Origin of the sequence: Pseudomonas cimarronensis (assembly GCF_049331905.1) — a bacterium.
In the GTDB taxonomy this organism is placed as follows: domain Bacteria; phylum Pseudomonadota; class Gammaproteobacteria; order Pseudomonadales; family Pseudomonadaceae; genus Aquipseudomonas.
This window is the reverse complement of record NZ_CP186283.1, coordinates 4,155,310-4,174,834: the sequence shown is the minus strand read 5'-3', so window position 1 is coordinate 4,174,834 and position 19,525 is coordinate 4,155,310. Positions and strand designations below refer to the sequence as shown.

The window sequence follows — 19,525 nt, the reverse complement described above, 5'->3', positions numbered from 1 at the left end:
TTATGGCCCGTGGGGTTAACAAAGTCATTCTGGTCGGTACCTGCGGACAGGACCCGGAAACCCGCTACCTGCCGAGCGGCAACGCGGTTACCAACCTGAGCCTGGCGACCAGCGAGCAGTGGACTGACAAGCAGACCGGCCAGAAGGTCGAGAAAACCGAGTGGCACCGTGTGTCGCTGTTCGGCAAGGTTGCCGAGATCGCCGGCGAATACCTGCGTAAAGGTTCGCAGGTGTACATCGAAGGCAAACTGCAAACCCGCGAGTGGGAAAAGGACGGCATCAAGCGCTACACCACCGAAATCATTGTCGACATGCAGGGCACCATGCAGCTGCTCGGTGGTCGTCCGGACAACGCCGGTGGCGATTCCGCGCCTCGTCAACAGCGCCCTGCGCCGCAGCGTGAGCAGCAGTCGGCCCCGCGTCCTGCGCCGCAGCAGGCGCCTCAGCCAGCTGCAGATTTCGACAGTTTTGATGACGATATCCCGTTCTGATTCGCTGAGTTAGCGCTCTATCATGCGTATGCGGCTGATGCTGCTGGGTGGCGGTAATGCGTTGGGCCAGGCCTTGATCCGTCTCGGCGCCGAAGAAGACATTGGTTTTCTCGCGCCGAAACCGCCGGAGTCAGGCTGGGATCCCGCCAGTCTGACCCAGTTGCTCGATGACACCCGTCCCGATGCCCTGATCAACCTTGCCTACTATTTCGACTGGTTCCAGGCCGAAGTGGTCAGCGAGGCGCAGTTTGCTGCCCAGGAGCGTGCCGTCGAACGCTTGGCCGAGCTCTGTCAGCATCACCAGATCCGCCTGCTGCAACCGTCCAGCTACCGCGTCTTCGATGGTTCGCGTGCGACTGCCTACAGCGAGAAGGAAGAGCCGGTGCCACTGGGTGTGCGTGGGCAGGCGTTGTGGCGCTTTGAGCAGCGTGTGCGGGCGATTTGTCCGCGGCATGTGCTGCTGCGCTTCGGCTGGTTGCTGGATGACAGCGCCAATGGCTTGCTCGGGCGTTTTCTCACCCGTGCCGCGCATGATGAGCCGCTGTTGCTGGCTGATGACCGGCGCGGTAATCCGACCCCGGTCGATGATGCCGCGCGGGTGATTCTCGCCGTACTCAAGCAGCTGGATTGCCAGACGCCGCTGTGGGGCACTTATCACTACGGTGGCCATGAGGCGACCACCTCGCTGGCACTGGGCCAGGCGGTGCTCAGCGAGGCACGCAACTTCCGCAGCAACCTGGTCGATGAAGTGAGCCCGCAGGCGCACAGCGCGCGGCCCGATGCCGCTGAAGAGCCGCAGCATGCCGTGCTGTCGTGCAAGAAAATTCTGCATACCTTCGGTATCAAACCGCGTGCCTGGCGCTCGGGGCTGCCGAGCCTACTGGATCGTTATTACCGCCATGTCTGATTCGCGCCCTGTTCTGGTGACCGGTGGTGCCGGCTTTATCGGCTCGCACCTGGTCGATGCGCTGCTGGCGCAAGGTCACCACGTGCGCGTGCTGGATAACCTGTCGATGGGCAAGCTGGCCAATTTGCCGCTGGATAACCCGCAGTTGCAGTTTATCCAGGGCGATGTGGCCGATGCAGCCCAGGTCGCGCAAGCGGTTTCCGGCTGCTCGGCCGTGGCGCATCTGGCGGCCGTAGCCTCGGTGCAGGCCTCTGTGGATGATCCGGTGGCGACTCATCAGAGCAACTTTGTTGGCACCTTGAACATCTGTGAGGCGATGCGCCTGCATGGCGTCAAGCGCGTGCTATTTGCCTCCAGCGCGGCGGTGTATGGCAACAACGGTGAAGGTTTGGCGATTGATGAAGCCACGCCCAAAGCACCGCTGACGCCCTATGCGGCGGACAAGCTGGCCAGTGAGCATTACCTGGATTTCTATCGCCGCCAGCATGGCCTGGAGCCGGCGATCTTTCGTTTCTTCAATATCTTCGGCCCACGCCAGGACCCCTCTTCGCCGTACTCCGGGGTGATCAGCATCTTCACTCAGCGCGTGCAGCAGGGGTTGCCGATCAGCGTATTCGGCGACGGCGAGCAGACCCGTGACTTCTTCTATATCGAAGACTTAGTCGCGCTGCTGACTCAGGCGCTGGCTGCGCCGCAAGTCGTGGAGGGCGCGGTGAACGTTGGCTGGAATCATGCGGTTAGCCTCAATCAGTTGCTCGCGCAACTCGGTGAACTGTGTGGTGGCTTGCCGGCCGTGAGTTACCAGGCGTCGCGCGCCGGCGATATTCGTCATTCGCGGGCTGACAACCAGCGTTTGCAGGCACATTATCAACTGCCTGCGGCGACCCCCATGCGCGAAGGGTTGCGCCGTCTGCTGACGCAAGGCTGAGTGTGTGACGCCATAAAAAAACCGGCCGCGAGGGCCGGTTTTTTATGCCTGAGGGCTTAGAACTTGTAGCCTAGGCCAACCATGTAAACGAACGGGTCCACGTCCACATCAACCTTGACCTTGTCGCCGAGAATGTTGGTGGTGCCGGTGGTTTCGATGTCGATGTAGCGCACCTGGGCGTTGAGCATGATGTTGTCAGTCAGCATGTAGTCCATGCCTACCTGTGCGGCCAGGCCCCAGGAGTCCTTCATGTCCAGGCCGCTGAAACCTTTACCTTCCGCTTCGCTGCTCAGCTTGGTGTCGAAGAACCAGGTGTAGTTGATGCCTGCGCCGACATAGGGCTGGAAGGCCGAACTGGCATCCAGCGGGTAGTACACCACGCTCAGGGTCGGCGGCAGGTGTTTGAGGCTGCCCAGTTTGCCGTTGAGGCCAGCAAAGCCGCCCGGCATGCCTTTCACGCCGACGTCATGGCTGAACGGGGTGGCTGCCAGCAGCTCAATGCCGATGTTGTTGGTCAGCATGTAGGCGAAGTTCAGGCCCAACTGGGTGTCACTGTCCAGGGTGGCCTTGGTGCCGGCTACATCGGTACCCAGTGCGCCGACCCAGATGTCGCTGCTGCTTTCCTGCGGGTCAACGGTGATGGCACCGGCGCGCACGATGATGTCGCCAGCCTGGTGCGCATGCGCCAGTGGGGCGGCAATGGCCAGGGCCAGCAGTGAGGCAGTAAACAGAGATGTACGCATGATGGACTCCCATAAAGCATCGGTTCGTATTGGCTGAGTACGATGTTAGGGGGTGTGGAAAATCGACTGTTGATCCAGCTCAATAAAGTAGCTTGCTATCAAAATAATCCGTGTGTTGCGCCTTTGCGCTGGTGTGCGAGTGTCTTGCGCGCGAATGGACATGCCCCTAGAGTTGCCGCATGACGATGACCCGCCAACCCCGCGCTTTGATCGCCTGGATGCTGTATGCCTGCGTCCTGTTCAATCTGTTTGCCTGTGGCATTGCCCATGGGCAGATGGCAGGCCTGCAGCTTAGCGGCCTGGAGGCGCTGATCTGTGCGGACAGCAGTGTCGGCAGTGGTGAACCGGCGTCGATGGCCGAGCCATTGGGCGGGGCGGCGAGTTTCGGTTGTCCGCTGTGCAGCGGCATGGCATTGGGCATGACGCTGTTGTTTGCCTTGGCCTGGATGCAACGTCGCGGTCGAGCTCTGCGCTTGTCGTTACCCCTCTGCCTGCACGTCCCTCCGCGCTATTTATGGCCATCCGCCAACCCTCGCGCCTCTCCGCAAGGCTGATTGCCCAGCCCCTAGCCTGATTCGGCTGGCGCCTTGCCGCAGCCTTGTCTCATCACGTGTGTGTTGCTTCAACGGTCGCTTGACGCGTACAGGGCGAGACTCGCCATGGCTAATCGCCGGCATGTCTGGGTTGCTTAGTGATAATGATGAAGTTGATAATAGTTCTCTTTATGTACGTTCTCTTAACAAGGAATGCCCCATGATCCCTCTGCCGAAGCGCCTGCTGGCAGTCGCTCTGGTTCTGGCCAGTGCGCCGCTCGCGGCGACCCCTCTGGATGCCGCGCTGGATGAAAGTCAGCAACTGGCCGCCGATGCCAAGGCCTCGCAGGCGCGCATCGAGCAACTCGATGACGCCAGCCGGGAGATGCTCACCGAGTATCGCAATGCCTTGCAGCAGGCCGAAGCTTTGCAAGGTTATAACACTCAGTTGCGCGAGCTGGTGGCAGCGCAGCGCAAGGAGTTGGCCGGCTATCAACAGCAGCTGGATGGGATTGAGCGCACTCAGGAGGCGGTAACGCCGCAGATGCGTCGTATGGTCGAGGTGCTGGGCGAGTTTATCGCAGCTGACCTGCCGTTCCTGCCGGATGAGCGCAGTGATCGTCTGGCTCAGCTGCAGGATCTACTGCCGCGTGCGGATGTCAGCCTGGCCGAGAAATACCGGCGCATTCTTGAGGCCTACCAGGTAGAGAGCGACTACGGCCGCACCCTGGAAGCTTGGCGTGGTGAGTTGCCGAGTGAAGGCATGTCGCGCAGCGTCGAGTTCCTTCGGTTGGGTCGTGTGATGCTGTATTTCCAGACTCTCGATGGCCATGAAAGTGGCTGGTGGAACCCGCAAACCCGCAGCTGGCAGCTACTTGACGGCAGCGCCCGGCGGCCGTTGCGCCAAGCCATTGCGATTGCCCGCCAGGAGCAGGCCCCGGCCGTGCTTGACCTGCCCGTGAAGACCCTGGCGCTGGAGGCCAAGCCATGACTCGTCGCGTTCTCGCCTTTACCCTGGCCCTGCTGCCCGCCCTGGCTGGCGCTGCCGAACCACTGAGTCCGGACCAACTGCTGCAACGTATTCGCACTGAGCGCGCGGCTGAAGTCAGCGCCATGCAAAGCCGCGAGCAGGCCTTTATTGCCGAGCGCGGTGAGCGTGCCCAATTGCTGGCCACTGCGCGCAGCGCCCTGGCTACGCAGAAGGCCGAAGCAGAGCGACTGAAGGCTGAGTTTGACCGCCAGGAAACCGAATTGGCCGAGCAGGAAAAACTCCTCAGCCAGCGCGCCGGTCACCTCGGCGAGTTGTTTGGCGTGGTTCGTCAGAGCGCCGGTGATGTTGCCGGGCAATGGCAGGACAGCCTGCTCAACGCCCAATACCCCGAGCGCCTGGCGCGCCTCAAGGCGCTGGCCGAAAGCCGCGCGCTGCCGTCTGCCGCCGACCTTGATGGCTACTGGATGCTGCTGCTCGAAGACCTGACCGCCAGCGGCCGGGTTGAGCAACTGCAACTGCCGGTGGTGGCGGCTGATGGCACGCGCAATGCGCAGGATGTACTGCGGGTCGGCGCGTTCTCCGCTTACGGCGCCGATGCCTTCCTGCGTTATGACGCCGATGCCGGCGAGTTGCTGGCGCCGCCGCGTCAGCCGTCCGGCTTGGGCCAGGTTGCGGATTATCTGGACAGCAAAGATGCCGTCGCCAGCCTGCCGGTTGACCCGAGTCGCGGCACCTTGCTGGCGCAGTTGCAGCGCGAGCCAGGTCTGTGGGATCGCGTCCAGCAGGGCGGCTTGGTCGGCTGGGTGATCCTCCTGCTCGGTGCCTTCGGTCTGCTGCTGGCCGCCTGGCGCATGGTCTACCTGACCCGCGTAGGCCGTGGCGTCAGCGCGCAGATGCATGACTTGAGCGCACCGCGTGCCGACAACCCGCTGGGTCGGATCATCGGTGTGCTGGGTCCCAAGCCGCAGCTGGCGGATCTGGAAACCCTGGAGCTGAAGCTCGACGAGGCGATCCTGCAGGAAACCCCACCGCTGGAAAAAGGCCAGGGCCTGCTCAAGCTGCTTAGCGCGGTGGCGCCGCTGCTCGGTCTGCTCGGCACCGTGACCGGGATGATCGTCACCTTCCAGGCGATTACCCAGGGCGGTGGCGGCGATTCGCGGCTGATGGCCGACGGCATCTCGCAAGCGCTGGTGACCACGGTGTTGGGTCTGGTGGTGGCGATTCCGCTGCTGTTCCTGCACACCCTGCTGGCCAGTCGCAGCAAGGGCCTGATTCAGCTGCTGGAGCAGCAAAGCGCCGGGCTGATTGCCCTGCACCTGTCCGGGGCGCCGCGTCGTGACTGATTGGCTGGCGCTGTGGTTGCGCCTGGTGGACAGCGGCCATGCCTTGCTCGACTTCATGAGCGCTGGTGGCGTGGTGATGTGGGCGTTGGCCGGGCTGTGCGTGGTGTTCTGGACCCTGGTGTTCGAGCGCTTCTGGTACATGCGCCGGGTGTTTCCGGAGTGGGTGGCCGAGCGCCGTCAGGCCTGGCAGCAGGTGCTGAGCGACGACACCGGCAACTGGCAGCGCGCGGTGCGCAGTGCCTGGTTGGCCCAGGCGCAGCAACACCTGCTCGGCCCGCTGCGCCTGAGCAAGACCCTGGTGGCGATGTACCCACTGCTGGGCTTGCTCGGCACGGTCAGCGGCATGGTCGCGGTGTTCGACGTGCTGGCCATCAACGGCACCGGTAACCCGCGCGGCATGGCCGCTGGCGTCTGGCAGGCGACTCTGCCGACCATGGCCGGCATGGTCTTGGCGATTAGTGGATTGTTCAGCCTGGCGCGCCTCGAACGCGATGCCCGCCGGGCTTTGGAGCGGCTGGCTGACCAGCTGCGTCACGACTGAGATTCGACACATGAGAATGCGCCGTCACCACCAGCAAGACGAAGACACCGGCATCGACCTGACGCCGATGCTCGACGTGGTCTTTATCATGCTGATCTTCTTTATCGTCACCAGCTCTTTTATCAAGGAAGCCGGTGTCGAAGTGCAGCGGCCCCAGGCGGAAACTGCCAGCCCGCAGGACAAAGGCAATATCCTGATCGCCATCACCGCCGACGGACAGGTGTGGATGGACAAGAAAGTCGTCGATGTACGCAGCGTGCGTGCGCACGTCGAGCGCATGCGCGTCGACCAGCCGGACGGCGCTGTGGTGGTCCAGGCGGATCAGGATGCGCGTACCGGCCTGGTGGTGCAGGTGATGGATCAGGCGCGCCTGGCCGGTGTGCATGACGTGGCCCTGGCGGCTACGGCGGGAGCGCGCTGATGCGCTTGCCGCTGTCATTCCTCGCCGCGTGCCTGATGGCGTTGGGGCTGTTCGGCCTGATGCTTTACATGGTCGCGCCGCCCAGCAGCAAACCAAGTGAAGAGCCGCTGACGGTGGCCAACTTCGTGCGCCTGGATGGCGACTCCAGCGATACTGCAACACGTACTCGTCAGCAAGCGCCGCAGCCACCGCAAGCACAAACACCGCAGACGCCGACGCCGCCTACCCCGATGACGGCCACCCCGAGCGCCAACCTGCCAGCGTTGGATCTGCCGGTGCCGAGCCTGAGCACCGGCATCGCCGTGAACAGCGCGCCGACCCCGAGCCTGACGGGGCTGGCGGCGGGTGCTGCGGCGCCCAGTGCACCCGCCCCTAGTGAGGCTGGTGGTCAGCCCGGCGGCCCGGAAAGTGAAGTGATGCCGCTCAACGATGTCAGCCCGGAATACCCGCGCTACGCCCTGCAGCGCGGTATCGAAGGGCATGTGAAGTTGGCGTTCACCATCAACCGCGCTGGTGCGGTAGAAAACCTGCGCGTCATCGAAGCCAGCCCGCAGAACGTGTTCGAGCGCGAAGCACGCCGTGCAGCGGTGCGCTGGCGGTTTGCGCCGCGCACCGAGGGCGGTCTGGCGGTGGCCCGCGAAGCGGTGAAAACCCTGTACTTCCGTCTGGAAGGAGGTCGCTGATATGTATCGTCTACTGTTGCTGATCGCGTTGTGTGGCGCTGGTGCTGCGCAGGCCGCTGGGCAGAGCGTTGATCCCGGCGTATTTCGCGCGCTGGATACCGCGCAGGCTGCGCAGAAGAAGGGCGACTACGCCGCTGCGCGCCGTGCGCTGGATAGCGCCCAGGGCACGCCAGGCAGCCTGGAAGAAGCGTTGCTGTGGCGCAGCCGGGGTTATCTGGCCTGGGCCGAAGGGCAGAATGCTCAGGCCATCGAATTGCTGGAAAAGGTGCTGAAGAGCGGCAAGCTGGACGCCGAGTTGCAGGCTGAGGAAACCCTTAATCTGGCTCGTCTGAATCTGGTCGAGCGTCGCTACGCTCAGGTCGTGACTCTGCTCGCGCCGGGGCAGGCCACCGCCAGTGAAGAAGTGCTGCAGATGCTGGTGCAGGCCTATCAGGGCCTTAATCAGCCGGCCAAGGCGCTGCCGTTGGCCGAGCGTTATGTGCAGGCCAATCCGCAGGCCGCCGACAGCTGGCTGCAGTTTCTCGTCGCAATAAACGCGGACGTCAAACGCTATCCAGCCGCCGAGCGCTGGCAGCGGCAATTACTCGCGCGTCAGCCGAATAATGCCCAGGGCTGGCGTCAGCTTGCGGCCTTGCAGCAGCTGAGCGGCAGCCATGACAAGTCGTTGGCGACCCTGCGCGCCGCCTACCAGAAGGGCCTGCGCTTCAGCGAAAGCGAGTTGGATAACCTGGTGTTGCTGGCTGGCGCGGCCGATCAACCCTGGCAGGGCGCCAAGTTGCTCGCCGGGATGCTCGATCAGGGTTTGTTGCCACGCACCAGTGCCCGTGAGGAACGTCTGGGGTTGCTCTGGTGGCAGGCGCGTGAGCGCAGCAAGTCGGCGCAGATATTCCGCGAACTGGCGCAGCGCTCGGGCAGTGCCAAGCACTGGCTGCACCTGGCCCAGCTGGAGCTGGAACAGGCGCGCTGGCAAGCCGGGCTCGACGCCCTGGCCAAGGCCGAGCGCGCCGGTGCCGAACGCAGCAAAGTGCGTGCCTGGCGGCAGTGGGCGGAAAGCGAGTTGAGCTACCAGCGCGACAAGCGGGTTGCCAGCGCCGGTTAATCGAGGCGGGTTACGTCCAATAAAAAGCCAGACCTTAGGTCTGGCTTTTTTCTGCCTGGTTGCGGCGCTGCGTCTTAGCTATCCGGCAGCTCATAGGCATAGATCTTTTCCGCCTCCATCTGATATCCCGCTTCGGCCAGCTCGCTGCTGGCGTGCTCGACCTTTATCGGGCCTTCGATCCAGAACGGCTGATACAACGCATCGAGTAGCACGCCCAGTTCGCTGGTGACATGCACGATCTGATTCGATGGCGGTGGTGGCACATGGATACACGCGCCGAAGTATGGCACCAGCAGGAACTCAGTCACTCGGCCTTCATCGGTGACATCCAGCGGCACGATATAGCCCGGCAATTTGACTGATTGGCCGTCCAGCTCTTTTACCACTGGCGCAGCGGGGGATTGCTGCATGGCCGCTGGGCCTGCTTCATTCTGTGAGCCGGCGAGGGCGTCGGCCAGCTGCGAGAGGTCGTGGATCGGTGCTGGCTCAGTGACTTGTGGTGGTGCGTCGGCCGGGACCATTTCCGACCAGGTCAGCTCGCGCACCTCGGCGGCAGCCAGCGGCAGGGCCAGGGTGAGCAGCAGGGTGGCGAGCAGGGAGCGGTGCATGCAAAGCCTCATAAGCGGATCGATAAGCCATCGGCCAGGGATTGGCGGTACGCGCGCCAGGCCGGTACACAGCCCATCAGCAGGGCGGCGCTCAGGATAGCGCCGAGTAGCGTCCACTCATAGCGGGTTGGCAGATTCAGCGGCAGGTACAGTCCGTAATTCGCCTGCACATAGCCCTGCGCTCCGGTAATGCCCAGGTACAGCAACAGCAGACCGAGCAACACGCCGGCCAGGGCCAGGGCAAAGGCTTCGACGATCAGCAGACTGGCGATGTGCCAGGGCCGCGCACCCACCGAGCGCAGAATCGCCATCTCGCGGCGGCGCTCGTTCAGGCTGGTGAGAATCGCCGTGAGCATGCCGATCAGTCCCGTCAGCACGACGAACAGCGAGACCACGAACAGCGCCTTCTCGGCGGTGCCCATCAGGCTCCACAGCTCCTGCAGCGCGACGCCAGGAAGGATTGCCAGCAACGGCTCACCGCGAAATTCGTTGATCTCCCGTTGCAGGCTGAAGGTGGCGATCTTGCTGTTCAAACCCAGCATAAAGGCGGTTATCTGCTTGGGTTGCAGGTCCATGGCCCGCGCCTGCTCGGCACTGACTTTGGCTGCGCCACGCGCCGGCATGCCGTTCTGCCAGTCGACGTGCAGGGCTTCCATGCCGGCCAGGGAGATATGCAGGGTGCGGTCCACCGGCGTGCCGGTGCGGGCAAGGATGCCGACCACCTTGAACGGTTTGTCGTCATGCTTGACCAGGCTGATGGTGGCCACGCCATGGGCCAGCACCAGTTCCTGATCGAGCTGGTAGTTGAGCGCTTGCGCCACTTCCGCGCCAAGCACCACTTCAAACGGTTCATCGGCAAAGACGCGGCCGCTGCTCAGTTGCAGTTGTTGGCTGCGGGCATAGCGATAGTGTTCAAAATACGCCGGGCTGGTGCCCATTACCCGATAGCCACGGTGCGAGTCGCCCAACGAGATCGGGATGGCCCATTTGACCTGACGGTGATTGGCAAACTGCTCGAAGCTGTCCCAGCGGATATTGTTGGTGGCATTACCGATGCGGAATACCGAGTACAGCAGCAGGTTCACGCTACCTGAGCGCGCGCCGACAATCAGATCGGTGCCGCTGATGGTGTTGGCAAAGCTGGCGCGGGCTTCGGTGCGCACCCGCTCCACCGCGAGCAACAGGCATACAGAGAGCGCGATGGCGAACACCGTCAGCCAGGCGGTAAAGCGACGGTTGCCCAGGCTGGCCAGGGCGAGGCGCAGTAGGTACATCGTCAAATCTCCGCGAGGCGAGTGGCGCGGTTGAGTTCTGCCAGCGACAGGCTGCGGTCGAACAATCGCGCCAGGCTTTGGTCGTGGCTGACAAACAGCAGGCTGGAGCCCGCTTCGCGGCATTCGGCGAACAGCAGTTCGAGAAAGGCTTCGCGGGCATCCGCATCCAGCGCCGAGGTGGGTTCGTCGGCGATCACCAGCTCAGGCTGGCCGATCAGCGCACGCGCCGCCGCCACGCGCTGCTGCTGGCCGATCGACAGATCACCGGCGCGGCGTTGCAGCAACTCCGGCTGGTGCAAGCCCAGGTGGGCGAGCAGGGCGTTGGTGGCCTTGGTCACGCTGCCATGGCGCTGCACGGCGCGGCTGGCGCGCAGTTTGGAAAAATGACAAGGCAGCTCGACGTTCTCGCGCACCGAGAGAAACGGCAGCAAGTTGAACTGCTGGAAGATATAGCCGGTGTGATCGACGCGGAAACGGTCGCGGGCGCTGGCGGACAGCGTGCTCAGGTCCTGATCGAGCAGGCGGATGCTGCCGCGATTGGGCTTCTGTACACCGCCGAGCAGGCCGAGCAGGGTGGTTTTGCCGCTGCCGCTGGGGCCTTTGAGAAACAGGCTTTCGCCGCGTTGCAGGGTGAAGGTGTCGATGTCCAACAACTCGGGTTGGCCGGGCCAGGCAAAGCCGAGGTTGAACAGGTGGATCAGGGCTGCACTCATAAAGTAAGCGGCCGGGTTACCCCGGCCGTTCTGCTGCAAAAAGGTGGTTAGAAACTCAGGGTCGGCTGTGCGGGCGTCAGCTCCAGGCCCTGTTGGCCATTCGGGCCGATCAGTTGTACCTGAATTTTCTCGGTGGCGGGGAAGCGCTTGAACAGCTCGCCGAGGTTAAGTTGTTTCAATTCTTCAGGCTTCTGGCAGTCGAGGCTGTAGTGCGCGTGGATATCGCTGTGCTCGCTGTCATGGGACGTTTCGTGGTCGTGGTCGTGGTCGTGCTTGTGTTTATGAGTGTCCGCATGGTCGGCGAATAACGGGCTCTCCAGCTCCTGCTTGCTGATCTGGCAATCACCCGCGCTCAGGCCGAACAGCGCCTGTGGCTCTGCCAACTGACTGCGCGTAGCGGCGACCTTGGCTTTGTCAGCGTCAGTTTTGGCGGCATGCTCGAAGCCAACCAGGTTCATCGCCGGGCTATCCAGTTGCAGTTCTAGCACCTTGCCGTCGAGCACCACGTTGAGTTGCGCGGCGCCGTGCTCATGGGCATCCAGGCTGCCATGTTCGGCGTGATCATGCGCGTGGTCGTGTTCATGGCTGTGTGCGGCAACACCAGTGGCAAGAGGCAGCAGGGCAAACGGCAGGGCAAGTAGCAGGCGGCGCATGGCGATCTCCGATCAGAAGTTAGTGCTTGTTACGTTATAACAACTTTGTGGCGCCCATGGCCAGCCTTGCTTGGCGGCCTGCAGTGGACATGGGAGCATGGCGGCTGATCAGTTGAGGACAGAGCAATGGTGCGAATTCGTGGGCAGATCGGCGCCTGGCCGGTGGATCTGACGGTAGAGCTGGATGCGCAGGACTGGGCACTGCTGGCTCAGCACGTGAGCCTTGAAACGCCCGTTGTGCCGGCAGCGGCTGCCGCGCCAGTGGCCAATGATGCGCTGTGGCAAACCACCCTGGAGCTGTTACGCCAGGCTGGGCAGATCGACGGGCCGCAGCTGCTTGGGCAACTGGCCGGGCTGGCGGGTGGCGAGGCGGCGGGCAAGCGTCTGCTGGTGCGGTTGCGCCATTGCGCGCAGGTGCGTATGGAAACCGGCGTGGATGCGCCGATCTATCACTGGGTTGGTTAATAAGTGCCGGCGCAGCACGGCAAGATATCGATCATCTGACCTGTCGCGGCTAAAGCCCCTCCCACAGGGATCGCTGCACTCGTGGAAGGGGCTTTAGCTGCGCGGGGCTGTCTAGTAAATCGCTTGATACAGCTTGCGCCGGTAGGTGGTGACCAGCGGGTGGTCATTGCCCAGCAGGTCGAAGACTTGCAGCAGGGTCTTGTGTGCTGCGCCCTCGGCGTAGCTGCGATTGCGGATAAACAGCTTGAGCAGGGCGTCCAGCGCTGGTTCGTAGTGCTGGCGCGCCAGTTGCTGAATGGCCAGTTGGTAGCTTGCTTCATCATCGTCGGCATTTTGCGCCAGGCGGGTTTTCAGGCTGGCCACATCCGGCAGCTCACCGGCCAGGCGCAGGAAGGTCAGCTGCGCGCGGGCACCGGCCAAGGCCTGTTTGTGCTCATCGCCTTTGACGGCGCCGAGCACCGCTTCGGCTTCGCCCAATTCACCACGTTCGGCCAGGCAGCGCGCGTAGAGAATCAGCGCCGCGGCATGTTCGTTGTTTTCCGTCAGCAGCACCTTGAGCAGGGCTTCGGCATCGGCAAAGCAGCCTTCGCTGAACAGTGCCTGGGCAGCTTCCATTGGGTCGGCGGCAGCTGGCGCCGGTTCGGCCACGTGGGGCTTGAGCAGTTCGCGAATCGCCGACTCTGGTTGCGCCCCGGCAAAGCCGTCCACCGGCTGGCCATTCTTGAACAGCACCACGGTCGGCAGGCTGCGGATACCGAAACGGGCGACGATGTCCTGTTCGATATCGCAGTTGACCTTGGCCAGCAGCAACTCGCCGTTGTATTCCTCGGTGATCTTCGCCAGCAGCGGCATCAGTGCCTTGCACGGCGCGCACCAGTCGGCCCAGAAATCCACCAGGACGGGCTTCTGGAAGGAGTTTTCGATCACCAGCTGTTCGAAGCTGGCGCTGCCGGAGATGTCGAAGATATAGGGCGAATCGCTCATGGTGGTTCTCGAAAGACGGGTGATTAAGCGGATTAGTGTGGGCGCTTGGTGCGCGATACAAGGGCTGCCGGGCTGCGCTCGCTAGGTGCGCTGTGCATGATACAGGCTGACGTGGCGGAACTCGGCCGGTTCGGCCAGATCCGGCCAAGTACAAGCTTCGAGGATACCCAGACGCTGGTACAGCGGGTGCTGAAAGTCACGTACCCGCGAGTCCGCCACCAACGCTTCACGGCCACGGCTGAGAAATTGATCGAGCAGCGGCAGGTTGGCGCGGTCGTAAAGCACGTCGGCGACGATGATCAGGTCGAAGCGATCCGCCTCGGCGAAAAAGTCGGTTGAGTAGCTCAGTTGCACATCATTCAGCGCGGCATTCGCCCGGCAGGCTTCGATAGCCAGAGGGTCGAGGTCGCAGGCCACCACTTCCAGCGCGCCGGCCTTGGCCGCCGCAATCGCCGCCACACCAGAGCCCGCGCCGAAATCCAGCACGCGTTTGCCGCGCACCCATTGCGGGTTTTCGGCTAACCAGCGTGCCAGGACCAGGCCGCTGGCCCAGCAGAAACACCAGTAGGGCGGTTCTTCGAGAATGCGCCGGGTTTCTTCCGGGCTGAAGGCGCGGTCCATGTTATCGGCATCGATCAGCCACAGACGAATAGCCGTGCCCGGCAGGGTTTCCGCGCTCAGTTGCGCATCACCCAGCAGGGCGCTCAGGGCCTGTTGCAGAGCAGCCGGAGCGCTCACGGCGCAGGCACCAGGCGCAGTTCGCCGAGGGCTTGGGTTTCGCCACGGGCAATGGGTTGCGGCGGCAGGCGCAGGATCAGCCGGCCGGCCTGGTTGGCGCGGCCGTGCAGTTCAACCCGGCTGTGCTTGTTGAAGGTTTCCGGGTTGAAGGGCAGGTGAAACGCCAGCGGATTACCATTGCCACGCAGCTGGATGCTGCCGATCAGCGTCTGGGGCCGGCCGCGTTGATCGACCGCCAGCAGCGCCAGTTCCACATCGGCGGCGTTGGGTACGTTGAGCAGGCTGCCGCTCAACTGGCGCTGATGAGCCGGCAATGGCGCGGGCTCGCTCGGCGTTGCGGGCGGCGCAACGGGGGTGGGCGCAGCAGGTGCCGGGCTGTCGCTGGCGCAGGCGCTCAGCAGGGCTAGCAGGCTTAAGAAGATCAGCGGCCGAAACGGGGCATGGGCTTTCATCGGGGGAGCAACTCCGCTGTGGGGACGGCCGCCTGTATACCGCAAAGGCCGCGGCTTGTCTTGCCTGCGGGATGCGCTACCATGGCTACCTTCGTTCTAAGGCTGGCCTTACTTATGCACTGTCCCTTCTGCGGTGCCAATGACACCAAAGTGATCGATTCGCGCCTGGTTGCCGAGGGCGAGCAGGTGCGTCGTCGGCGTGAATGCCTGGCCTGTGAGGAGCGCTTCACCACCTTCGAGACTGCCGAGCTGGTCATGCCACGCCTGATCAAGCAGGACGGCAGCCGCCAGCCGTTCGACGAGGAGAAGCTGCGTGCCGGTATGCAGCGGGCGCTGGAAAAACGCCCGGTGAGTATCGAGCGCCTGGAAGCGGCGATTGCCCATATCAAGCACAAGCTGCGCGCCACCGGTGAACGCGAGATCAAGTCGCTGGTGCTGGGTGAGCTGGTGATGGGCGAGCTGCAGAAGCTCGACGAAGTGGCCTATATCCGCTTTGCCTCGGTGTACAAGCGCTTTCAGGACCTCAACGAATTCCGCGAGGAAATCGACCGACTGTCCCGCGAACCCATCAAAGGTTGATGATGACTTCAGATCACGCCTGTATGGCGCGCGCGCTGGAACTGGCCTGTAAAGGCCTGTACTCCACTCACCCCAATCCGCGCGTTGGCTGCGTGATCGTCCGTGATGGCCGCGTTGTCGGCGAAGGCTGGCATGCCCGTGCCGGCGAGCCGCATGCCGAAGTGCATGCGCTGCGCCAGGCCGGCGACAAGGCACGCGGCGCCACCGCTTACGTCACCCTGGAACCCTGCAGCCACCATGGGCGCACACCGCCGTGTGCCGATGCGTTGATCAACGCCGGTGTTGCCCGTGTGGTGGCGGCCATGCAGGACCCCAATCCGCAGGTCAGCGGTGATGGCCTGCTGCGTCTCATGCATGCCGGCATTGCGGTGCAGAGCGGGGTGCTGGAAGCCGAAGCGCGAGCGCTGAATGCCGGCTTTATCAAGCGCATGGAGCAGGGGCTGCCGTTTGTTCGGGTCAAGCTGGCGATGAGTCTGGATGGCCGCACCGCCATGGCCAGTGGCGAAAGCCAGTGGATTACCGGGCCGGCAGCGCGCGCCGCGGTGCAGCGCCTGCGTGCGCGTTCCAGCGTGGTGCTGACCGGTGCCGACACGGTGCTGGCCGATGATGCGCGGTTGACCGTGCGCCCTGATGAGTTGGGCCTGGGGGCTGAGCTCAGTGCCTTGGCCCAGGCGCGGCCACCATTACGCGTGCTGGTCGATGGACGTTTGCGCGTGCCGCTCAGTGTGCCGTTCTTCCAAGCGGGCGCCGCATTGGTGGCGACCTGCGCGGCGGCGTCTGCGCGGGATCGCTATCTGGACGATGGGCACGAACTATTGGCCGTACCCGGCAGCAACGGGCATGTTGACCTGCGCAAGCTGCTTGTCGAGTTGGCGGCGCGTGGTGCCAACGAAGTGCTGGTGGAGGCCGGGCCACGTCTGGCCGGAGCGTTTGCCCGCTTGGGCCTGGTGGATGAGTACCAGCTGTTTGTCGCGCCCAAGCTGCTGGGCTCCAGTGCGCGGCCGTTACTCGATCTGCCGCTGGCGCGCATGGCTGATGCGCCAGCGCTGAAGATTGTCGAGATGCGCGCGGTGGGTGAAGACTGGCGCATCATCGCGGTACCGCAGCCAGCCGTTTGATGGGCGGCTATTCAGCGCGTCATTTGCCGATGCAGGGCTGCGGCGATTTGTGGTAAAACGCGTCTCGGCTGCGTAAGCAGCCAACGTTCTCAGGGCGGGGTGTGATTCCCCACCGGCGGTAATGGTTCGCAGAACCTAGCCCGCGAGCGCTCGCCACGGCTCCTGCCGCGCGAGGTCTAGCAGACCCGGTGTGATTCCGGGGCCGACGGTATAGTCCGGATAAAGAGAGAGCGGGATTCCCTCCACGGGCGCCTTTTTGCGCGTCCGTGAAATCCCTATCGATCGGCATTGCCCTGTTTTTGACCAAAACAGGAGTTCGTCCATGCTGTTCAGCACCATCTTCAACGTGAAACCGGAGGGCGTATGTTCACCGGCATAATCGAAGCCATCGGCAGTATCCGCGCCATGACCCCGAAAGGCGGCGACGTGCGCGTCTATGTGGCCACCGGCAAACTCGATCTGGGCGACGTCAAGCTCGGCGACAGCATCGCCGTCAACGGCGTGTGCCTGACCGCAGTGGAACTGCCCGGCGACGGCTTCTGGGCCGACGTCAGCCGCGAGACGCTGGCGCGTACCGCCTTCGTCGACCTCAAACCCGGCAGCGCGGTGAACCTGGAAAAGGCCCTGACGCCCACCAGCCGCCTCGGCGGGCATCTGGTCAGCGGTCATGTCGACGGCGTCGGCGAGATTGTCTCCCGAGCCGATAACGCCCGTGCCGTGCAATTCAAGGTGCGCGCACCGCGTGAGCTGGCCAAGTACATCGCCCATAAGGGCTCGATCACCGTCGACGGCACCAGCCTGACCGTCAATGCGGTCGATGGCGCCGAGTTCGAGCTGACCATCGTGCCGCATACGCTGGCCGAGACCATCATGGTCGACTACCAGGCCGGGCGTAAGGTCAACCTCGAGGTGGACCTGCTGGCGCGTTACCTGGAGCGCCTGCTGCTCGGTGACAAGGCCGCCGAACCCAAGGCCTCGGGCCTGACCGCAAGCTTTCTCGCCGAACACGGCTACCTGAATAATTGAGGAGACGCCCGATGGCGCTCAACACCGCTGAAGAACTGATCGAAGACATCCGCGCCGGCAAGATGGTCATCCTCATGGATGACGAAGACCGCGAGAACGAAGGCGACATCATCATCGCCTCCGAATGCGTCACTGCCGAGCACATCAACTTCATGGCGCGCTTCGCCCGTGGCCTGATCTGTATGCCCATGACCCGCGAGCGCTGCGAGCTGCTCAACCTGCCACTGATGGCACCGCGCAACGGCTCGGGTTTCGGCACCAAATTCACCGTCTCCATCGAGGCGGCTGAAGGCGTGACCACCGGTATCTCCGCTGCTGACCGCGCACGCACCGTGCAGGCTGCCGTGGCGCGTAATGCGGTGGCGGCGGATATCGTCAGCCCTGGTCATATCTTTCCGTTGATGGCTCAGCCCGGTGGCGTGCTGGCGCGTGCCGGCCACACCGAGGCGGCCTGCGACCTGGCGCGCATGGGCGGCTTCGAGCCGAGCGGGGTGATCTGCGAAATCATGAACGACGACGGCACCATGGCCCGTCGCCCGGAGCTGGAAGCCTTCGCCGAGCTGCACGGCCTGAAGATCGGCACCATCGCCGACCTGATCCACTACCGCCTGATCCACGAACGCACGGTCGAGCGTATCAGCGAGCAGCCGCTGGACACCGAGCTGGGTCAGTTCAACCTGGTGACCTACCGCGACGGCGTTGAGAACACCGCGCACATGGCGTTGACCCTGGGCACCATCTGCGCCGAAGAGCCAACCCTGGTGCGGGTGCACAACATGGACCCGCTGCGCGACCTGTTCATGGTCAACCAGCCGGGGCGCTGGAGCATGCGCGCGGCAATGGCGGAAGTGGCCAAGGCCGGCAGTGGCGTGGTGCTGTTGCTGGGTAATCCGCTGAGCGGGCCGGAGCTGTTGGCGCTGATTAGCCGCCAGCAGCCGGCCAGTCCGGCAACTTACAGCACCGTGGGTGCAGGCTCGCAGATTCTGCGTGACCTCGGTGTGCGCAAGATGCGCCTGATGAGCTCGCCAATGAAGTTCAATGCAATATCCGGTTTCGACCTGGAAGTTGTAGAATACCTGCCCTCTAAATAATCCCAAGGGTCGCCGCTGGCGGCCCGGCTCTTTAATACAGACGAGATTCGCTATGACCCTGAAGACCATCGAAGGTACTTTTATCGCCCCCAAGGGCCGCTTTGCCCTGGTCGTTGGGCGCTTCAACAGTTTCGTCGTTGAAAGCCTGGTAAGCGGCGCGGTTGATGCCCTGGTGCGTCATGGCGTGAGCGAAAGTGACATCACCATCATCCGTGCGCCAGGCGCATTCGAGATCCCGCTGGTGGCGCAGAAAGTCGCCCAGCGCAGCGAGTACGACGCGATCATCGCCCTCGGCGCAGTGATCCGTGGTGGTACCCCGCATTTCGAGTACGTGGCCGGTGAGTGCACCAAGGGCCTGGCCCAGGTGTCCATGGAGTTCGGCGTGCCAGTCGCTTTCGGCGTGCTAACTGTCGATTCCATCGAGCAAGCCATCGAGCGTTCCGGCACCAAGGCCGGTAACAAAGGTGCCGAAGCCGCACTGTCGGCCCTGGAAATGGTCAGCCTGCTGGCGCAGTTGGAGGCCAAGTGAGCCAGAACGACAGCACCGGGCAGCCGCCGAAAGGCCCGAAAGCCCCCAGCACCAAAACCCTCGCGCGCCGTCAGGCGCGTTCCCTGGCCATGCAGGCGCTGTATTCCTGGCACATGGCTGGCCAGTCGCTGAACGAAATCGAAGCGCAGTTCCGCGTCGATAACGATTTCAGCGCCGTCGACGGTGCCTACTTCCACGAGATCCTGCATGGCGTGCCACGCCAGAAGTCGGAGATCGATGGCGCGTTCGAGTCGCTGCTCGACCGTCCACTGGACGAGATCGACCCGGTTGAGCTGTCGATCCTGCGTCTGTCGACCTACGAGCTGAAGAACCGCATCGATATCCCCTATCGTGTGGTGATCAACGAAGGCATCGAACTGGCTAAGGTGTTTGGCGCCACCGACGGGCACAAATTTGTCAACGGCGTGCTGGACAAGCTGGCTCCGCGTTTGCGCGCGGATGAAGTTCGCGCCAACAAGCGTTAAGGTCTTTTGGGATGCTTGATTTACGATCTTGCGAGCTAGAGTCCTGCAAGGCAAAAGCAGGCGAGGACGCGGAGTGTGCTGTAGCACATGAGCATTCCGAGTCTGCTTTTAACGCAGCAGGGCCGACGCG

At 63.4% G+C, this 19,525-nt stretch carries 25 protein-coding genes and 1 riboswitch; of the genes, 17 read left to right on the top strand and 8 right to left on the bottom strand.

The annotated features are described in order from the left end of the window. The first annotated feature begins 2 nt into the window (after positions 1-2). The 3 genes from ACOCLD_RS19520 to ACOCLD_RS19510 are packed head-to-tail and all read left to right on the top strand — an operon-like array spanning position 3 to position 2,326. Complete coding sequence (locus ACOCLD_RS19520) at positions 3-491, top strand: single-stranded DNA-binding protein (RefSeq protein ID WP_090255774.1); 489 nt, start codon at positions 3-5, stop codon at positions 489-491. A 22-nt stretch (positions 492-513) separates the two neighbouring features. Continuing rightward, positions 514-1,398: a sugar nucleotide-binding protein gene (locus ACOCLD_RS19515; protein WP_422910356.1), complete on the top strand. Its 885-nt coding sequence runs from the start codon at positions 514-516 to the stop codon at positions 1,396-1,398. Continuing rightward, a complete protein-coding gene (locus tag ACOCLD_RS19510; protein WP_422910355.1) occupies positions 1,391-2,326 on the top strand; it encodes an SDR family NAD(P)-dependent oxidoreductase in 936 nt (311 codons plus the stop codon). The genes ACOCLD_RS19515 and ACOCLD_RS19510 overlap by 8 nt, the downstream gene beginning before the upstream one ends. A 56-nt stretch (positions 2,327-2,382) precedes the next feature. Here ACOCLD_RS19510 and ACOCLD_RS19505 read toward each other — a convergent pair whose 3' ends face one another. Next, positions 2,383-3,069 carry an OmpW/AlkL family protein gene (locus tag ACOCLD_RS19505; RefSeq protein ID WP_422910354.1) on the bottom strand — a complete coding sequence of 229 codons (687 nt, stop codon included), beginning with the start codon at positions 3,067-3,069 and terminating at the stop codon, positions 2,383-2,385. Positions 3,070-3,248: 179 nt separating this feature from the next. Here ACOCLD_RS19505 and ACOCLD_RS19500 point away from each other — a divergent pair, with 179 nt between their 5' ends. The 7 genes from ACOCLD_RS19500 to ACOCLD_RS19470 all read left to right on the top strand — a co-directional run bounded on the left by ACOCLD_RS19500 (position 3,249) and on the right by ACOCLD_RS19470 (position 8,680). Further along, complete coding sequence (locus tag ACOCLD_RS19500; protein ID WP_422910353.1) at positions 3,249-3,623, top strand: DUF2946 domain-containing protein; 375 nt, start codon at positions 3,249-3,251, stop codon at positions 3,621-3,623. A 199-nt stretch (positions 3,624-3,822) separates the two neighbouring features. Next, a complete protein-coding gene (locus tag ACOCLD_RS19495; protein ID WP_422910352.1) occupies positions 3,823-4,593 on the top strand; it encodes a DUF3450 domain-containing protein in 771 nt (256 codons plus the stop codon). Next, positions 4,590-5,936, top strand: coding sequence for a MotA/TolQ/ExbB proton channel family protein (locus tag ACOCLD_RS19490; RefSeq protein ID WP_422910351.1), 1,347 nt, complete (start codon positions 4,590-4,592; stop codon positions 5,934-5,936). Before ACOCLD_RS19495 ends, ACOCLD_RS19490 begins: the two co-directional genes overlap by 4 nt. Then, the gene (locus tag ACOCLD_RS19485; RefSeq protein ID WP_257777825.1) at positions 5,929-6,477 is read left to right on the top strand and encodes a MotA/TolQ/ExbB proton channel family protein; all 549 of its coding nucleotides are present in this window, start codon (positions 5,929-5,931) and stop codon (positions 6,475-6,477) included. Before ACOCLD_RS19490 ends, ACOCLD_RS19485 begins: the two co-directional genes overlap by 8 nt. A gap of 10 nt (positions 6,478-6,487) precedes the next feature. Continuing rightward, complete coding sequence (locus tag ACOCLD_RS19480; protein WP_257777824.1) at positions 6,488-6,898, top strand: ExbD/TolR family protein; 411 nt, start codon at positions 6,488-6,490, stop codon at positions 6,896-6,898. After that, the gene (locus ACOCLD_RS19475; RefSeq protein ID WP_257777823.1) at positions 6,898-7,581 is read left to right on the top strand and encodes an energy transducer TonB; all 684 of its coding nucleotides are present in this window, start codon (positions 6,898-6,900) and stop codon (positions 7,579-7,581) included. Before ACOCLD_RS19480 ends, ACOCLD_RS19475 begins: the two co-directional genes overlap by 1 nt. Before the next feature lies 1 nt (position 7,582). Continuing rightward, a complete protein-coding gene (locus tag ACOCLD_RS19470) occupies positions 7,583-8,680 on the top strand; it encodes a hypothetical protein (RefSeq protein WP_422910350.1) in 1,098 nt (365 codons plus the stop codon). Between the two features lie 74 nt (positions 8,681-8,754). Here the strand turns inward: ACOCLD_RS19470 and ACOCLD_RS19465 are convergent, their stop codons facing one another. From ACOCLD_RS19465 to ACOCLD_RS19450, 4 genes are read right to left on the bottom strand one after another with little or no spacing between them, the layout of a single operon-like run. After that, a complete protein-coding gene (locus tag ACOCLD_RS19465; RefSeq protein ID WP_422910349.1) occupies positions 8,755-9,288 on the bottom strand; it encodes a DUF3299 domain-containing protein in 534 nt (177 codons plus the stop codon). An 8-nt stretch (positions 9,289-9,296) separates the two neighbouring features. Continuing rightward, positions 9,297-10,562: an ABC transporter permease gene (locus ACOCLD_RS19460; protein WP_422910348.1), complete on the bottom strand. Its 1,266-nt coding sequence runs from the start codon at positions 10,560-10,562 to the stop codon at positions 9,297-9,299. 2 nt (positions 10,563-10,564) lie between these two features. Then, a complete protein-coding gene (locus ACOCLD_RS19455; protein WP_422910347.1) occupies positions 10,565-11,275 on the bottom strand; it encodes an ABC transporter ATP-binding protein in 711 nt (236 codons plus the stop codon). 47 nt (positions 11,276-11,322) lie between these two features. After that, complete coding sequence (locus ACOCLD_RS19450; protein WP_422910346.1) at positions 11,323-11,928, bottom strand: DUF2796 domain-containing protein; 606 nt, start codon at positions 11,926-11,928, stop codon at positions 11,323-11,325. A 126-nt stretch (positions 11,929-12,054) separates the two neighbouring features. Between ACOCLD_RS19450 and ACOCLD_RS19445 the strand changes: the two genes are divergently transcribed. Next, entirely contained in the window at positions 12,055-12,393 is a 339-nt protein-coding gene (locus ACOCLD_RS19445; RefSeq protein ID WP_422910345.1) for a hypothetical protein, read from the top strand. 111 nt (positions 12,394-12,504) lie between these two features. On the opposite strand, the gene trxA is transcribed toward ACOCLD_RS19445, so the two are convergent. From trxA to ACOCLD_RS19430, 3 genes are all read right to left on the bottom strand, one after another. Then, complete coding sequence (gene trxA, locus ACOCLD_RS19440) at positions 12,505-13,377, bottom strand: thioredoxin (RefSeq protein WP_422910344.1); 873 nt, start codon at positions 13,375-13,377, stop codon at positions 12,505-12,507. 81 nt (positions 13,378-13,458) lie between these two features. After that, positions 13,459-14,115 (bottom strand): class I SAM-dependent methyltransferase, encoded by a 657-nt coding sequence (locus ACOCLD_RS19435; protein ID WP_422910343.1) that lies wholly within the window; start codon positions 14,113-14,115, stop codon positions 13,459-13,461. Further along, positions 14,112-14,567, bottom strand: a complete 456-nt coding sequence (locus ACOCLD_RS19430) for a YbaY family lipoprotein (protein ID WP_422910342.1) — start codon at positions 14,565-14,567, stop codon at positions 14,112-14,114. Before ACOCLD_RS19430 ends, ACOCLD_RS19435 begins: the two co-directional genes overlap by 4 nt. Positions 14,568-14,681: 114 nt before the next feature. Here ACOCLD_RS19430 and nrdR point away from each other — a divergent pair, with 114 nt between their 5' ends. The 6 genes from nrdR (at position 14,682) to nusB (ending at position 19,395) form a co-directional block, all read left to right on the top strand. Next, positions 14,682-15,146 (top strand): transcriptional regulator NrdR, encoded by a 465-nt coding sequence (nrdR, locus tag ACOCLD_RS19425; protein WP_392540214.1) that lies wholly within the window; start codon positions 14,682-14,684, stop codon positions 15,144-15,146. Next, positions 15,146-16,264 (top strand): bifunctional diaminohydroxyphosphoribosylaminopyrimidine deaminase/5-amino-6-(5-phosphoribosylamino)uracil reductase RibD, encoded by a 1,119-nt coding sequence (ribD, locus tag ACOCLD_RS19420; protein WP_422910341.1) that lies wholly within the window; start codon positions 15,146-15,148, stop codon positions 16,262-16,264. Before nrdR ends, ribD begins: the two co-directional genes overlap by 1 nt. An 81-nt stretch (positions 16,265-16,345) precedes the next feature. After that, positions 16,346-16,500: riboswitch (FMN riboswitch) on the top strand. A 127-nt stretch (positions 16,501-16,627) separates the two neighbouring features. Beyond that, entirely contained in the window at positions 16,628-17,290 is a 663-nt protein-coding gene (locus ACOCLD_RS19415) for a riboflavin synthase (RefSeq protein ID WP_422910340.1), read from the top strand. 11 nt (positions 17,291-17,301) lie between these two features. Beyond that, positions 17,302-18,381: a bifunctional 3,4-dihydroxy-2-butanone-4-phosphate synthase/GTP cyclohydrolase II gene (gene ribBA, locus ACOCLD_RS19410; protein WP_257777811.1), complete on the top strand. Its 1,080-nt coding sequence runs from the start codon at positions 17,302-17,304 to the stop codon at positions 18,379-18,381. Positions 18,382-18,433: 52 nt separating this feature from the next. Continuing rightward, positions 18,434-18,910, top strand: coding sequence for a 6,7-dimethyl-8-ribityllumazine synthase (gene ribE / locus ACOCLD_RS19405; RefSeq protein WP_233685991.1), 477 nt, complete (start codon positions 18,434-18,436; stop codon positions 18,908-18,910). Continuing rightward, positions 18,907-19,395: a transcription antitermination factor NusB gene (nusB, locus tag ACOCLD_RS19400; protein WP_392540069.1), complete on the top strand. Its 489-nt coding sequence runs from the start codon at positions 18,907-18,909 to the stop codon at positions 19,393-19,395. The genes ribE and nusB overlap by 4 nt, the downstream gene beginning before the upstream one ends. Positions 19,396-19,525: the final 130 nt, after the last annotated feature.